This is a genomic window from Alloscardovia macacae, from assembly GCF_002259705.1.
GTDB lineage: Bacteria > Actinomycetota > Actinomycetes > Actinomycetales > Bifidobacteriaceae > Alloscardovia > Alloscardovia macacae.
The window spans coordinates 37,171-52,689 of the sequence record NZ_MWWT01000001.1 but is presented as its reverse complement, the minus strand read 5'-3'; the positions used below and the strand labels follow the sequence as shown (position 1 = coordinate 52,689).

The window sequence follows — 15,519 nt, the reverse complement described above, 5'->3', positions numbered from 1 at the left end:
AAGTTTAGGCATCTTTCCTATGTTTTTTAGCATACAGCCACACGATGCGGCGCTCGTTCGGGTAACTCAGCACGTCGGTGAGGTCCTCAAACTTCACCCACGTGGCGTCCTCAGCCTCGTGATCCGGGTCTCCCTCCACGGTCAGATATCCGCCCGTCATGCGCAGTGCGTAATGATGCACGAGCTTATGAATGCGCTGCGCGTCCCCGGTAAACCAGTAATCGATAGTGGCGATGGAGTCCACGACTTCACCGAGAATGCCAGTCTCCTCGTGAATCTCACGCACAGCCGTCTGCGCCGGAGTCTCGCCCTTCTCGATGTGTCCCTTCGGCAGGCACCACTCGAGGTGGCCCGAGCGCGAATGGCGGGCGATGATGGCCACGCGGTCCTGGTCGTCGAAGATGAGACCACCAGCGGAGTACTCGCGCACCACCGGAAGATCCCTGTTATCTAGAGAAGCAAAGGTGAGCGGACTGTCCTCGCGCTTCTTCGCCATGATGGCAGGAGTGATGGCCGGGCGACGAGAGCGCGTTTTCACCGCGTCTGACGATGGTTCACTCTGAGCGCAGGACGTAGTGGTCGCATCGTCTTCTGTGGAGTGGAGACTCTGGGCGTCAGAAGACTGGGCAGCAGCAGCCATGCTCGAGATAAAGTTCTGCGTACTCGTGGTGTACAGCGGAACGATGGCACTGGATATGCTGCTAAAGGAGGATGCATCCGCCCCCGAGTCCAGCTCGAGGTCATACTCTGCGCGGTACTCCTCATCCTCCATAAAGAATCCACTGGAATAATGTGAGGAGTACGCTATCTCGAAGTGGCGCTGGACAGTGAGCGGCGTGTCTGCAGGACTATCCGCCTGATTCCGGGCAGACTCACGTGCAGCGCTCGCCTTCTCATGGGCGCGCTGAACCATGCGGTGCACATCTGCCGGATTAATCATAGTTACTAGTCTACTTGCCACCGTGTGCATAGCGCGTGGAGAGGAAAAATTGACAGGAAAAAAGCGAAAATCACGAACGATGAGGAAGCGCAGGCAGAACGAGGAGAAACGCGGAAAGTGCGATGATGGCGAGGAAAGGAACAGAACCCCAGGAGCTGGAGAGGATCCATCCAAGCCACGAGCCACTCGCCGCGCCGAGAGCGAAAGCGAAGCGCGCGAAGCCCGAAAAGCGAGCGAGCGTACTTCCGGAGAAAAGGAGCTGACGCGTAACGATGACGGGATGCGTGATGAGGACGAGACCGAGACTAACGAGCAGGAAACCAGCGCAGAGGAGGGATTCTAAGACGTAAGGTGCGGAAAAAAGCGCGAGAATCATGCACAGGAAGCCAGCTCCAGAGCATACTACGCCTGTCGATGCTAGAGTACGCATGCTGAGAGAACGCTGTACGCGTCTGTCTGAATCGCACGTCGCCCGTGTCGAAGTAGCGGACCGCGCATAAAGGACAGAGCCGAGCACATCTCCTGCCCCTACACACAAGGTAAGAACGGCGATAATTTCTGATCCGCGGGCGGCACCTATGCCGAGAAGAATATAGGGGAGTGAACAGGCGGGAATGAAAGCGAGGAGAAACGAGCCGAGCAGGAGGCGCGCACGGTGTGGGACGTGGGAAGTGGAGCGCGCAGGGGCGCTGTCGAGTGGAGGGTCGGAGCTTTCGTCGGGCGTGGGCTCAGAGGAGGAACACGAGCGCATCTCACGCGTAACGGGTGCTATGACGCGCTGCATGGCCAGACGTGTGGATGCAGCTGCCCAGGAGGAGAGGACAGAAATGCCCAGAACAGTGGGGATAGACCAGCTCGCTATGCTGGCGCCGAGAGGACTGCCTAGGAGGCTGCCGAGCACACTCGAGAGTACAGCTATAATCCCGCTGTACTGGATGAGGAGCGTCTCGCTGCCTTGAGCAGCCTCGACTTCAAACACCTCACTCGCTATGTCTATAACGTGTCCCGTGATACCTAGGGCACACGATAAGGCGAGTAAAGACCACTTCCAGTATGGGGAGTCTGGAGAGTTCGGGGAGCTCGGAGAACTCGGAGCGAAATACCACAGGAGGAGCGGGATGAGACTGAGGAATCCTTCCAGAGTCTCAGCTCCTGCTAATGCGCGAAAACCTCCGACTTTTTCTACTACCCATGCTGCGAGTGGAGCCATAAAATCCACTACTGTCATAAACGTTTTACGGAAAGCGACCACCCACACGGGCAGAGAGGTAACGAGGATGGAAGGTAGGACGGAGCCTTCATACACGCTGTTCCCCAGAGTGGACAGGCTAAATCCGAGCAGTGCCCAGCGCAGGGCGGGGGTGAGGGAGTGTATGCGTGTAAAAGACATGCTGTGGGGTCACCTCCTTGTGGCGTGCTATGGTGTGCGCTGGCGCGCTGCGCTTCAGTGTCACTTCGCCGTTTTTTCTATGGTACGTCGTTTCTCCTCGCGGACACGCGCCCGTCCTGTGCGGTAGAATAGCCTACGCACAGAGTACAGGCGTACAATTGTCTGAAGAAAAGCAGAAACCTCCTACGAAAGGATACTCGTGGATAACGCGAAGGAATATGCAGTGTCCCCGGTGGCGCTGGAACTCGGAGAGCTGTTCGCGGCGCACGGCTACGAGCTCGCTCTCGTAGGCGGTCCGGTGCGCGACCTCCTGCTCGGCCGGCCGGCGCATGACCTCGACTTCTGCACGTCCGCGCGGCCGGAGGAGTTCGAGCATCTGCTTAAAGAGTGGGGGAACGGATTCTGGGACATGGGCCGCAAATTCGGCACGCTCGGCGCGCTCAAGCGCATGCCGGACGGCCGCGAGTATTCGGTCGAGGTGACCACGTACCGCTCGGATTCGTATGAGCCGGACTCGCGTAAGCCGGACGTGAATTATGGCGACTCGCTCGAGGGTGACCTCTCGCGTCGCGATTTTACGGTGAACGCGATGGCTATCCGTGTGCCGAGCCTCGAGTTCGTCGATCCGTTCGATGGCCGCCGCGACCTCGAGCGCGGTATGCTGCGTACTCCGGTCGCGCCTGAGCAGTCGTTCGACGACGACCCGTTACGCATGATGCGTGCCGTGCGTTTCGTCGCCCAACTCAATTTCCGTATAGCCCTCGACACCGCCGAAGCGCTGGCTGATATGGCGCCGCGCATCGAGATAGTATCTGCTGAGCGCGTGCGTGATGAACTATGCAAGCTTCTGCTGTCTGACCATCCACGGCAGGGTCTCGAAGCCCTCGTGGATTCGGGACTGGCGGACTATGTCTTCCCTGAACTTCCTGACCTCGAGCTGGAGATAGACGAGCACCACCGTCATAAGGATGTGTACGAGCACACGCTCCAGGTGCTCGAGCGCGCCATCGCTCTCGAGACGGATGAGGAGGGCCCTGTACCAGGCCCTGACCTCATGCTGCGCCTGGCAGCCATTATGCATGACATCGGCAAGCCGCGCACGCGCAAATATGAAGCGAATGGAAAAGTGAGCTTCCTCCACCACGATGTGGTGGGCGCGAAGATGACGAAGAAGCGTATGCGTGCGCTCCATTTCGACAACCACATGGTCGAGGACGTCAGCGCTCTCGTGGAGATGCATCTGCGCTTCCACGGCTACGTGGATGAGCGCTGGAGTGATGCAGCAGTGCGCCGGTATGTGAAGGATTCCGGACACCTCTACCACCGCCTGAATCGCCTCACGCGAGCCGATGCTACCACGCAGAATAAGGCGAAAGAGCAGATGTTCGCGCGTGCGATGGATGACCTCGAAGAGCGCGTCATCGAGCTGAAAAAGAAGGAAGATTTCGACTCTATTCGTCCAGACCTTAATGGCGACGAAATCATGAGCATCCTATCCCTGAAGCCAGGTCCTCTCGTGGGCCGCGCGTACCGTCACATGCTCGACTACCGTCTCGATAACGGCCCAGCAGAGCACGATGTGGCTGTGGCGGAACTTCTGCGCTGGTATGAGGATGAAACGCGGGAGTAGGGGCGCTGGGGGTGGATTTCCTCTTCAGAGACGCGGATGAAAACTTACGCTAAAGATTTAGCCATTTTTTACGACCCCTTCGTCTAAAAATGGCTAAATCTTTAGCGTAAGTTTGAGCGACCTATCCGGGTCTTCACACGTTCATTACATAAGAATCTGTAAGAAAAAACTTCCCCTAGGATTTTTCCATGGTGAACGTTCGCAGAACGCACCGGATGGAAAAACTGGGGTAAGTTTTTGTACGAATCTATAGCGGTAATTTCATATCTGCTTTTCCTCATTCTATGTGTTATGATAAACGTGAGAAGAGCATAAGAGCAAAGGAGTTCTCATGAAAAGTCAGGGAAGAATTTTTTGGATTCAGCTACTGGTAATGACGTTAGTAGTGGGTCTGTTATGTAGCTCGGGGCTCAGCGCATTTGGTGCAGAAAAGACTGTGGATGGTGTTGTTAGAGATGTAGATATGTCCCGGATTTCTACTGAGTATGATACAGATGATCAAGAAGTAATACAGATTCTTCATGAGATGGAAAAAGACTTCGAATATTATGGTAATCAGGGATTATATGATAATTTACCCGTATCAGATTATCAGACGAGGAGCTGGAGTACTTTTGCAGATTGCATCGTCACGAAACTAGTGCGAGCATATGGAATTGATGTAATCCGTAAAGCATTTACTGCTGAAGTTCGTATGGCGCTTAAGTCACAGCAGTGGAAAGTAGCATCTGCCATTTTCTTCCGTACCTTACAAAAGTGCGTCGGGAAAGCTGCCGCCGCATTCGTCATTAAAAGAATCGCGCATCTAGCATTACCAGGAGGTTTTGCTGGACAGATAGCGTGGGCTTGTAGCTTATGCGCTGTGAAGGAAATCTGGTAATAGAGGACTAGAGCTATGTCGAAAAAGAAAAGGAGAAACAAGGACCCGGGGCCTGTGGTTTCGTGGGTCGGGACTATAGTGATACTGCTTTTTCTTCCACTTCCTGTAGCTCTCGTAGCAGGCGGCTTGAGTTGGCTATCCGATGGCATTCATTCTGTACCGAAAGAGTTTCTTATGGCTTATGGTTGCGAGGCAGGAGTGTGTTTTGTGTCTGCAGTTGTGTATTGTTGGCGTCACCGTCGATGAGGTATGACAGTACACGTATTGTGAACTTAGCCTATAGTTCTGTCCATTTTTCTCCGTATAGAGAGTCTAAAATGGACAAAACTATAGGCTAAGTTTTTATGAGCAGACGCCTCTGCCTGCCCTACACCGCCTGATGCTCAGACGCCTGCGGTACGTTCGTCAGCTTATCCGCCGCCACGCAGTTCGCCAGAGCAGTGAGCTTCGTGCCCACCTTCGGCGTCTTATCCGAGGCGATCAAGTCATCAAAGGAGGAGCCGATGACCACATCGATTAAGGCATCTTCGCGGTTATCCATGCGCAGGATGGCATCATTAAACTGCATGGCCAGGGTGTAGGCCTGCGTGATGGCATTCTTTCCGAAGTGTATCTCCGTGCGCTGCAGCACGCTGGCCGAGTCGTAATCTCCCACGCCCTGGAGGTTAAATCCGCGGTTTCGCAGTTCTTCGCCCACAGCGGTACCGAGTCCGGACTTATTCGTGCCGTTCAGCACGCGCAGAGTAATCTCGGACGGATTCAGCGAGGTTGTCCCGTCCACAGGGCAGGCGGTGATAACGCCGTAGTTGGCCTCGATACTGCCCGCATTCTGCCGCGCGCGCGAAGTGAACAGACCCGTGGTCAGACTCAGTATGGACAGGATGACTGCCACGACGAGAAAGCCTATGGTGGCACTGAGTATCATGCGCTGGCGTGCGCGCAGGTAGAGTCTGCGCTGCTCGCGTTCCTTCTTTATGCTGCTGTCTGCCATTTTTCCTCCGTCTGCTCTTCTCCTAGTATAGCGCTATGTTTCACGTGAAACGTTACGCCCTCGCCTGCGCGAGCGCTATAAATTCGTCTATGCTCAGCGTCTCTCCGCGCCTGCTGGAGTCTATGCCAGCTCGCGTAAAGGCGTCTTCTGAGACCAATTTTTTCAGTACTGCCCTGAGTGTCTTACGACGCTGGCTAAATGCTGCATCGATGAGGGTGAACACCTCGTCGCGCAGCTGTGGGTCGAGGGGCTGTTCACTGCGATGGAACTCCACGAGAGCAGAGTCCACATGCGGTGCAGGCCAGAACACGTTTCGTCCTATGACGCCTGCAGGGGCTGCAGATCCATACCAGGCGAGCTTTACACTCGGGACGCCATACACTTTATTACCCGGATGGGCGCTGAGACGATCTGCCACTTCCTTCTGGACCATGACTACGAAGGACGTGATGTTCTCGAAGCGCTCGAGCAGGGTAAGAATGATAGGCGTGGCCACGTTATAGGGGAGATTTGCCACGAGAGTGAGTGGCTCATCCGTGGGTATCCCCGTGTTTTCTGGGGTAGCCTTCAGGGCGTCCATCTCGATGACGCGGAGGCGGTCCGCAGCGTCGGGCATGAATTGGCCTACGGTCTGAGGAAGACGCTCGGCTACAGGCGTGTCGATCTCGATGGCCGTCACGTGCGCGCCCGTCTCGAGCAAGCCGAGGGTGAGCGAGCCGAGGCCCGGCCCCACCTCGAGGACGCGGGACGCAGCCGTCACGCCAGCCGTACGCACTATCTTACGAACGGTGCCGGGGTCGATGACGAAGTTCTGGCCGAACTTCTTCGTCGGCGAGATGCCCGCCTCAGCCGCGATAGCGCGGATGTCTGCGGCGCCGAGAAGTGTGCCCGTGTTCTGCGTAGTCTCCATGTATTTAGTACCAGCCTGTCTGCTTGCTGTGATTCTGTGCGCTCAGTGGTGAGCCGTAACGATTCTTAATGTAGTTCAGCCCCCAGTTTATCTGGATGGAGGCATCATCGCGCCAATTCGCGCCGTATACGGCCATTTTGTTCCCCGGAAGAGACTGCGGGATGCCGTACGCGCCGGAAGACTTATTTTCCGCATTCCAGCGCCAGCCGGACTCGCGGTTCCAGAGCCACTCGAGTGCAGACCAATTATCTCCGGTCCAGCCATACTGGGCTGCTGCTGCCTGGGCGTAGGCCTTCGCCTGGGCTACGGTAGGATGCCACAGGCCGCTCTGCTGCTGGGCTTGCGCTTGCTGCTGCGCTGCCTGCTGACGTGCCGCTTCCGCTTGGCGGGCTGCCTCGGCTTGACGTGCGGCTTCTGCCTGGCGAGCGGCTTCCGCTGCCTGAGCGGCCTGCTGCTGCGCCTGAGCCTGCGCTTGCTGCTGAGCCGCAGCGTCCTGCTGAGCTTTCTGCTGTGCAGCCTGGTCCTGAGCCTGCTGCTGCGCCTGCTGGGACTGCTGTGCGCTCTGATTCTGATCTTGCTGCTGAGACTGGCTCTGGTTTTGCGTCTGCGCCTGCTCAGACGGAGCAGGCTGTGCCTCTACCTTCTTCTTCGTTCCCACGCGGATGATCTGCTCCTGAGGGTCGCGCGTGACCACTTCCTTCGTCACATCGCTCGACTCCACCTGGCCGTCGGCCACGGTGTTCCGCAGGTACTGCGTCTTCGTTCCATTTACACCTTGCTGCTCGACTACCTGGGTGCCTTCGTCGAGAGTATCATCCTCCACAGTGCGCGTGGTGAATGGAATCTCCACATCACGCGTGGAGTCCGAGTACGCGATGCGTGTCACGCGCAGAATGGTTTCCGAGCCATTCTGTTCCACGCTCACGCGGTCATGCTGGCCGAGGTTTATCCCCTGAGAGTCGAGGATAGAGGCGGCTGGAAGCTTTCCGTCGGGGGCTGTGCTCGTCTTACCATCAGCGATGACTGTCACAGGGCCGTCTGCGTTTATGACGAAGCCTCCCGTGAGCTTGTTATACACATTCGTGATATTCACCGTGACTTTGACGGCGTTTTCTTCATTCTGCTTAAAGAGCTTGAGGAGCTGGTCTGCACTCGTGGCATACGTCCAGAACGGTACGCTCTGGCCGTCTATGGTGATGGTGGCTTCGTAGGCTGTGCGCACGACCACAGATGCGTTATTCGTCAGGCGCTGGCCGGACGAGGAGTCTACAAAGTCATGGGTCTTTACCTGAACGCCCTGCTGGCTAAGCAGTCCGTTCACGCTCATGGCGAGAGTCTTTACCTGCGAGGTCTTCCCATTCACTGTCAGGGCCACGGACTTATACGTTCCGAAGACGAAGGACGTGGACGCGACGGCGAGGCACACTGCTGCTGAGGCGGCTATGGTCCAGCGCCTGCGCGCGACGAAACGCTTCGGTGTCCAGCTTAATGCCATAATGCTCCTTGATTCACTGCAGAATACTCCACTTCTAGCCTAGTCGCACACGCCGTCAGACACGAGGACAGCATGCGGACGTGAACGAGAACTTCACGAGCACGCATCCGTACAGCCAAAAAACGAGCCGTGGCCCGGTCTCGTGAAGAAGACCAGGCCACGGCAGGGAAGAATTGACCAGAATATCAGCCCGTATTCTGCAAACCGGCAGAAACGCCGCTCACAGTGCAGAGAATGAGGTAGATGTAGTCGCCTATCTGCGACTCGCTCAGCTCTTCCTTATCCACGCGACGGCGCAGCGTCTTCAGCGCGCGAACCTGCGCGAGCGACAGCGCATCCACGTACGGCGAACGCAGCTTCACCACCATGCCGAGCGTGTGCGAATGCTGCAGCGGCCACTCCGCGTCCTTAATGGCGAGCACCCACTTGCGGGTCAGCGCCATCTCGCTGAGGACCTTCTCGCTGAGATCCTCGCGGTCGCCCATGCTCAGATACATGCGCGCGATGCGTTCATCCGTCTTCGCGATGGACATCTCGATGTTATCGATGAAGGTGCTGAACAGCGGCCAGGTCTTATATGCCTCACGCAGCGTGGCGAGGTCGCCGAAGCGCTCGCATGCCGTCCCTAAGCCGTACCACGCGGCGAGGTTAATGCGCGCCTGCGACCAGGAGAACACCCACGGAATGGTGCGCAGGTCGTCCAGAGACTTCGCACCCAGACCGCGCTTAGCCGGACGCGAGCCGATAGGCAGCAAGCCCACCTCGGTCAGAGGTGTGACGATGGAGAACCATGGCGCGAAGTCCTCGCTGGTCAGCAGGTCGAGGAAGCGCGCGTGGGACGCCTCGTCGAGCGCCTGAGCCATAGGAGCGAACTTCTGGGTCATCTCCGTATTCGTCTTCTCCACAGATGGGGCAGACTGCAGGAGCGTAGCCGCAGCCACAGACTCCACGTGGCGCGTGGCCAGAACCTGGTTCCCATAGCGCGCGAAGATGACTTCACCCTGCTCGGTGAGCTTAAAGCGGCAGTTTACCGAGCCCACTGGCTGCGCGAGCACAGCGCGGTTCGCAGGACCGCCACCGCGGCCCACAGCACCACCGCGGCCATGGAAGAGCGTCACATCGATATCGTGGCTCTTCGCCCACTTCGCGATGTTCTCCTGAGCGCGGTGCAGTGCTAGGGTAGCTGACGTAGGGCCAGCATCCTTCGAGGAATCCGAGTATCCGAGCATGACCTCCATGCGGCGGCCCGTCTCCTTGAGACGCTGCTGGATCTCTGGGATGCGCAGGATGTCTTCGAGCACGCTGACGGAATTATCCAGGTCTTCGAGCTGTTCGAAAAGTGGAATCACGTCCAGCACAGGAGCGTCTGCAGGGTTCGCGAAAGCGAGACGATTCAGCTCGTACACGTCGCGCACATTCTGTGCGGACTTCGCGAAGGAGATGAGGTAGCGGCCGGCAGCCTTACGGCCGTGGCGGCGCTGAATCCATCCAATGGCGCGGAAGGTGTCCAGCACTTCCACCGTCATAGGCTGCAGAGGTCCACGCTCGCCGTGCAGGCCATGCTCGCGAATGTCTTCGAGTGCGCGCGAGTGCACCACGGAATGCTGGCGGAACTCCATCTCCACCATGTGGAATCCGAAGGTCTCCACGCGCCAGATAAGCGCCTGAATGTCTCCATATGCTATGCGGACAGCGCCGGCTGCGGCCAGCGAGCGCTGGACGATGCGCAAATCATTCAGGAAGTCCTCCGCAGAGTGATACATGAGGTCCGCGTCGCGCTCCACAGTGGCTGCGAGGCGGTCTGCCATGACGAGCATGGCTGCGCGGTGTGGTTCGCTCGTGGAGATGATGGAGGCGCGGCTGGTCAGGCGCTCGCTCATTTCGAGCTGGCGGCTCCACAGGGCCTTCATTTCGTCGCTGGCCGGGGTGGTCTGCGCTTCTACCGTGAGGCGGGTGGCGGTTTTGCGCGTAGCTTCTTCGAGCTTCGTGACCATGTGGTCGTAGTACTTGCGGGCCACCTGGCGTGAGACTTTCGCGGTGACGTTCGGGTTACCGTCGCGGTCTGTGCCCACCCAGCTTCCCGGGTGGAAGAAGGCAGGGCAGACCGGCGGAACGGTGCCGGCTTTCGCGCCGAGGATCCAGTCGTCGAAGCGGCGGTAGACGTTCGGTATGACGTTAAAGAGAGCACTGTCGAAGACGTCGATGACCGTGTCCGCTTCCTCGACTGGCGTCGGCTTCTTCAGTCCGATAGGCGAGGTGCGGAACAGGGAGTCTATCTCGGAGTGCAGGCGGCGGTCTATCTCGGCACGCGCCGATCCGCCCGTACGGTCGCGCTGGTCGAGGAACTTCGCGATACGGCGGATCTTCCCCTCGACCGCCTTACGCCGCGCTTCCGTAGGGTGCGCGGTAAAGACCGGATGGAATTCGAGCTTTTCGAGCAGCTCGTTCGCGCCGGCGACGCCCACTTCATCGATGAGCTGCTTATACGCGACGGTCAATTCATTCACTGGGTCTGTGGCCGCATGCGTATCCACCTGCCACTCTCGCTCCTGGAGGACCGAGACGCGGTAGTTCTCCTCGCAGAGGTTCGCGAGGTGGAAGTACACGGTAAATGCACGGGAGAGCATGGTGGCATCCTGGAGAGATGCATCATCCAGTAGCTCATATGCTTTTTCCAGACCACGCGCTGCTACTTCGACAGCGTCTGGGTCATCTTCCTGGTGGACATTACTGGCGATGATCACATCTTCGCGCAGCTCATCAAACTGAGACAAGAGCTCAGTATCATACTCGCCGAGAACCTTGCGCAGAATCTGCAAGCACAAATCCATGTTTGCATGCAGACGTTCTGGCAGGCTTTTCTCGGCTTTTTCGACTAATTCAGTCAATTCAGCCATTTCAGCCAATTCAGCCATGAGACCTCCATCCGGCGCCGTCGTGGTTGCTCGGTCTTTTAGCTTCTGGGGCTCCTCCCCAGTTTTGTGAGCTAAACGTAGCGAACCCAAAGCCACGCGGACGCTGATTTAATCTGACACTTTTAGTGTACGCCTGCGTGTGGAAGGGGTGATGTGAGGGTGGTGGAGGCTGTCTCACATGGTGGGAGAGTGGGTGGCTGGGGTGGGTGTGCTGGATCGCTGAAACTTAGCCAATACTTTCGTCCATTTCGAAACGTTCTCGGGGTAAAAAGTGGACAAAAGTATAGGCTGATTTTGCGCGATGTGATGGAAGTGTGAAGGTGGCAATCTCACTTCTCAACTTACGCTAAAGTTTTAGCCATTTTCTCCTTCAGATGGGGTGAAAAATGGCTAAATCTTTAGCGTAATTTTTTTGAGTGTGATGAAACTGTGAAGCTCAACCCCGCTATGCCTTCTCCTCACTGCTCCTGTCACCCCTCAGGCGAAAAATGGTGCGCATGAACAACGAGCAGACCCAGACCGAGCAGACCACACACACCCACCACCCCACGCACCGCCACTCCATCCCTCTCGACATGGATGACATTCGCGCGGACCTCGACACCCCGCTCGCCGACGCGTGCCTGGCCGCGAAGACGAGCGTCATCGTGCGCACGGGCTATCTCGACCTCAGCGCTGGCACGGGCAGCTATCGGGTGAAGGAAATTATGAACCGGATAGCGGAGTCGCTGGGCGTGTATGTGCGCGCAGATGTGAACTTGACGAGCATCGAGGCATCGTGCTCGGATGGGAAGGAGCGCGTGACGGAAGTAGTGGACCTTCCCACGGTGGGCGTGAATACGGACCGCATTATGCTCATGGAACGTTTCGCGGATGCGCTGACGGCGGACATCAGCGCCCGAAATGAGACGCTCACCGTCCGCGAGGCGCATGCGCGGCTCGACGCCATCGAAAAGAAGCCGCGGCTGTACGGTCCGTGGATGCAGGCGCTCGGCTCGGCTGTGGCCTGCGCGTGCTTCGTTTTCCTGCTCGGCGGCGCTCCATATGACATGCTCGGCGCGTTCGTGGGCGCGGGCGTGGGTCAGTATGTACGCAGCAGGATGGGCGCGCGTCGTTTGAACCAATTCCTCGGCGTGGGCGTGGCCGTCATCGTCGCCGCGCTCGTGACCATCGGCACGCTGCGCCTCGTGAGCTTCGCAGATCCGTCGGCGCTCGGGCATGATACCGCATATATCGGCGCTATTCTGTTCATCGTGCCGGGCTTCCCGCTCATCACGGGCGGTCTCGACTTCGCGAAGCTGGACTTCCCGTCTGGCCTGCAGCGCACGGCCTACTTCCTGTGCATCGTGGGCGTGGGCACGCTTGCGGCCTGGCTCGTGGCCACGATGGTCGGCTTGAGCCCGAATGGCTTTGAATCGCCCGTTCTTCCGCTCTGGCTGGAGATAGCGCTCATCTTCGTCACGGCCATCGGCGGCGTGTGGGGCTTTTCTGTTTTGTTCAATTCTCCCTTCTCCATGGCATTCGTGGCGGCGATCATCGGCGCTGTGGCAGATACGGCACGCCTGGTTATGGTCAATTACGGACACGTTTCCCTCGAACTGGGAGCATTTCTGGGCGCGCTTATCGCGGGACTGCTGGCCTCGGCGTGGCGCATCAGCGCGCGGCGAGGGATTATTCCGGCGCGTCTCGGATTCCCACGCATCAGTCTGACCGTGCCATCCATCGTGATTATGGTTCCGGGACTGTATATGTATCGCGCAGTGTATGAATTGGGAAATCTGCAGACGGTGAGCGCGCTCGACTGGATGTTCCGCGCTATGCTCGTCATCGTGGGACTGCCTATAGGGCTCGCGCTCGCACGCATCCTCACGGATCCTCGATGGCGCTACGATGTATGATGGCAGTATGATAAACGCAGAACACTTCGGCGACCTCGCGCCACGCATCCAGCAGACGCTTCTCGACACGTACACACCGTACGGGCCAGACCATCCCATGCCGCGGCGGCACAGGCCAGAAGTTCTCGCACCGGCCGGAAATCTCGAAACGGTGAAATTGGCCATAGACTACGGCGCAGATTCGGTGTACTGCGCGGGAAAGATGTTCGGCATGCGGACCGCGCCGAAAAATCTCTCGTACGAGGATCTGCAGGAAGCCGTCCGCTACGCGCACGCACGCGGGGCGCGCATCTTCATCACGTGTAATGTGCTGCCTACGAACCCTGAGATAGAGGGGATTCAGCAGTATATCAGCGATCTGGCGGACATCGGCGTGGACGCGGTCATCGTCTCGGACATCGGCGTGATGATGATGGCTCATCGCGTGGCGCCCCAGCTCGAAATTCACATCTCTACGCAGGCGGGCGTGGTGAACTATCTCGCGGCGAACTCCCTGTACGAACTGGGGGCGAAGCGTGTGGTACTCGCCCGCGAGCTGAGCCTCGACGCGGTACGCGCCATTCGAAAAAATACGCCGCCAGATCTGGACATCGAGTGCTTCGTGCACGGATCGATGTGCATGGCGTTTTCGGGACGCTGTCTCATATCTCAGCATATGACTGGCCGCGATGCGAACCATGGAGACTGTGCACAGTCCTGCCGCTGGAAGTACAGCGTGGTCGAAGAGCGCCGTCCGAATGAGTTTTATCCTATCGAGCAGACGGAGCATGGCGCCTATCTGTTCAATTCTCAAGATATGAACATGCTCGAGCACATCGACGACCTCATCGATGCGGGAGCCACGAGCCTGAAGATAGAAGGGCGTGCGAAGTCGGCCCTGTACTCAGCCGTGGTAACGAATGCGTATAAGATGGCCACGACTATGTACGTCGAGCAGCGTGAAGCGGGGGACTTCGGGCATCTCGAGCTGCCAGAGTGGCTGAAAGAAGAGCCATTTAAGGTGGTGCACCGCCCGTACTGCACGGCATTCTACTATCCAGAGAATCCGGCAGGTCAGGAGACGGAGCGTGGCGGATATATTAACGACTGGCAGATGGTGGGAGACGTGCTGTCCTGGGAGGATGGGCGCGTGACCTTTAAGGCGAAAAATAAGATTATTCCAGGGCACGCCATCGAATTCGTGCGTCCTGGCGTGCAGCCGTATGTGCTCACAGTGGATGACGATATCTGGGATGGCAATGGCGTGAAGGTAGAGGCGGCGAACCATCCGACGCACATCTTCTCCCTGCCATGCCCAGAGCCGATGCCTGCAGGAACGCCGATGCGTGCTCCGAAACTGGCCCCGAAAAAGCCGGTGCGGCAGTTTAGGAAAGAGGACTTGCTGAAGACTCAGGAGTAAGCAGGGGCCTGGATGCTGAGATGACAGCATCCAGGCCTTTCTTATTCTGTGTATACTGTGAGGTACGGAATCACACAACGTCGTGAGGAGAACACCATGAGTATGACACAGGAGATGAGCGGGGTGCTTAAGCAGTACCGCATTCTCTTAACGAGCCTGCGCACGCCGAAGGTGCGGGTGCGGCTGCTGGAGCTGCTGGCTGAGCAGAAGGAGACGAGTGCGCAGTCTGGCGTGACACCGGCCGCACTCGATAACCCTTTTAGACAGCTTCGATGGCTGGATGCTGGGTATGAGGACAGTATGGAGGAGATAGGGCAGCAGATACAGCTGCTGAATGATGTGCTGGGCCCGCAGAGCATTCTTTTTACGGAGCGCATCGATGAGTGGCCACAGGACTGGCGAGACAGGAAGCATCTGGTGAGGGCTGTGTGTGAACGTGTCTTCGCAGCCGGGCCAGATGGGCGGGCGTGGCTCACCGAGACGGAATATACTGCTCGGCTGAGTATGCTCGTCACGGAGCCTATTACCGCGCGACGCTACAGTGTGGATATGGGCATCGTTCAGCGTGATGAGCGTGGGCAAAAATACAGTCTCGCGTAAAGAAAAGGAGGGGCTGCCCTAGTGTGGGCAGTCCCTCCGTCTGGTTTATGAAGTGTGGGCTTAGTTTTTATGCGCGCCCATACCTGGCACAGGCATCTTCGGGAATGGCTTGTGCGGTTTGATGGTGACGGCTGGCTTCTCCTCAGCGCGCTTTGCAGCTTGCGCAGCCCATGCAGCGTAGTCGTCTAAATCTTCAGTGTTTTCGCTAGTGTTCTCACTGGTCACTGATGCGTCAGAAACGGTCTCGACTGGTTCAGCTGACTCCACGATGTCCTCATTCTGGACGTCATCGTGGTGGCTGAGTTCCTTAGCGAGCTCGTCGTAATCTGTATCAGTTGTCAGATATTTGAGCTTACGGGCTATCTTCGTCTGTTTTGCCTTCTGGCGTCCGCGGCCCATCTGACCCCCTTCACGTACGTATAAGCGCTCTCAAAGCGCGACATAAATTAGTTCATCTTTTATAGAGTACCA

General features: G+C 57.7%; 11 protein-coding genes and 1 pseudogene. 5 read left to right on the top strand and 7 right to left on the bottom strand.

The features are described 5' to 3' along the window. Positions 1-4 precede the first annotated feature (4 nt). Positions 5-940, bottom strand: a complete 936-nt coding sequence (locus ALMA_RS00215) for an NUDIX hydrolase (protein ID WP_244568804.1) — start codon at positions 938-940, stop codon at positions 5-7. 70 nt (positions 941-1,010) lie between these two features. After that, positions 1,011-2,330, bottom strand: a complete 1,320-nt coding sequence (locus tag ALMA_RS00210) for an MFS transporter (RefSeq protein WP_094725882.1) — start codon at positions 2,328-2,330, stop codon at positions 1,011-1,013. Positions 2,331-2,529: 199 nt separating this feature from the next. On the opposite strand from ALMA_RS00210, the gene ALMA_RS00205 reads away from it, so the two are divergent. Then, complete coding sequence (locus ALMA_RS00205) at positions 2,530-3,960, top strand: CCA tRNA nucleotidyltransferase (protein WP_094725881.1); 1,431 nt, start codon at positions 2,530-2,532, stop codon at positions 3,958-3,960. A gap of 331 nt (positions 3,961-4,291) precedes the next feature. Further along, the gene (locus tag ALMA_RS00200; RefSeq protein WP_094725880.1) at positions 4,292-4,840 is read left to right on the top strand and encodes a hypothetical protein; all 549 of its coding nucleotides are present in this window, start codon (positions 4,292-4,294) and stop codon (positions 4,838-4,840) included. A gap of 367 nt (positions 4,841-5,207) precedes the next feature. Here ALMA_RS00200 and ALMA_RS00195 read toward each other — a convergent pair whose 3' ends face one another. From ALMA_RS00195 to ALMA_RS00180, 4 genes and pseudogenes are all read right to left on the bottom strand, one after another. After that, complete coding sequence (locus ALMA_RS00195) at positions 5,208-5,831, bottom strand: LytR C-terminal domain-containing protein (RefSeq protein ID WP_086106621.1); 624 nt, start codon at positions 5,829-5,831, stop codon at positions 5,208-5,210. 52 nt (positions 5,832-5,883) lie between these two features. After that, positions 5,884-6,741 (bottom strand): 16S rRNA (adenine(1518)-N(6)/adenine(1519)-N(6))-dimethyltransferase RsmA, encoded by an 858-nt coding sequence (gene rsmA / locus ALMA_RS00190; RefSeq protein WP_094725879.1) that lies wholly within the window; start codon positions 6,739-6,741, stop codon positions 5,884-5,886. A 4-nt stretch (positions 6,742-6,745) separates the two neighbouring features. Beyond that, entirely contained in the window at positions 6,746-8,236 is a 1,491-nt protein-coding gene (locus ALMA_RS00185) for an aggregation-promoting factor C-terminal-like domain-containing protein (RefSeq protein ID WP_094725878.1), read from the bottom strand. A gap of 185 nt (positions 8,237-8,421) precedes the next feature. Continuing rightward, positions 8,422-11,100, bottom strand: a pseudogene (locus tag ALMA_RS00180) (phosphoenolpyruvate carboxylase); the annotation flags it as partial. Between the two features lie 548 nt (positions 11,101-11,648). Between ALMA_RS00180 and ALMA_RS00175 the strand changes: the two are divergent. From ALMA_RS00175 to ALMA_RS00165, 3 genes are all read left to right on the top strand, one after another. After that, the gene (locus tag ALMA_RS00175) at positions 11,649-13,049 is read left to right on the top strand and encodes a threonine/serine exporter family protein (RefSeq protein ID WP_244568802.1); all 1,401 of its coding nucleotides are present in this window, start codon (positions 11,649-11,651) and stop codon (positions 13,047-13,049) included. A gap of 97 nt (positions 13,050-13,146) precedes the next feature. Continuing rightward, positions 13,147-14,448, top strand: coding sequence for a peptidase U32 family protein (locus tag ALMA_RS00170; protein WP_244568821.1), 1,302 nt, complete (start codon positions 13,147-13,149; stop codon positions 14,446-14,448). 96 nt (positions 14,449-14,544) lie between these two features. After that, a complete protein-coding gene (locus ALMA_RS00165) occupies positions 14,545-15,048 on the top strand; it encodes a DUF2087 domain-containing protein (protein WP_094725875.1) in 504 nt (167 codons plus the stop codon). Between the two features lie 60 nt (positions 15,049-15,108). Here the strand turns inward: ALMA_RS00165 and ALMA_RS00160 are convergent, their stop codons facing one another. Continuing rightward, on the bottom strand, positions 15,109-15,447 hold the full coding sequence (locus ALMA_RS00160) for a DUF3073 domain-containing protein (protein WP_094725874.1): 339 nt from the start codon (positions 15,445-15,447) through the stop codon (positions 15,109-15,111). Between the last annotated feature and the right edge of the window lie 72 nt (positions 15,448-15,519).